Origin of the sequence: Curtobacterium sp. MMLR14_002 (assembly GCF_001864975.1) — a bacterium.
Classification (GTDB): Bacteria; Actinomycetota; Actinomycetes; order Actinomycetales; family Microbacteriaceae; genus Curtobacterium; species Curtobacterium flaccumfaciens.
In genome coordinates, this window is record NZ_MJGT01000103.1 from 1 (window position 1) to 325 (window position 325).

Sequence of the window (325 nt, forward strand, 5' to 3'; positions counted from 1 at the left end):
CCTCCGACATGGTGTCGAGCCACAGCGTGATCTCGGCGAACTCGACGGCGGTCGCGTTGAGGTCGACGCCGTACACCTGGTGAAGCGCGATCGCCGCCTTGATCTTCTGCAGCTGGCGCGGGCGGTCGTCCGGATCGACGCGCTCACCGAGCTCCTCCTCGCGGCGCCTCAAGTACTGCTCAGCGAGCTGACGGACAGCCTCGATCGCGAAGGCGCCCGAGCCGAGCGCCGGTTCGCAGACCGTTAGCGACAGGATGTCCTCCGCGCTCGTCCGCTGACTGTCCTGGTCGAGAAGCTCCTCGAGCGCCTGTGACACGGTGAACTG

Annotated in this window: 1 protein-coding gene; it reads right to left on the reverse strand. The window is 67.1% G+C overall.

The annotated features are described in order from the left end of the window. On the reverse strand, positions 1–316 hold a 316-nt coding region (locus BIU91_RS16150; RefSeq protein WP_216099679.1), incomplete at its 3' end, for a DNA methyltransferase. Positions 317–325 lie beyond the last annotated feature (9 nt).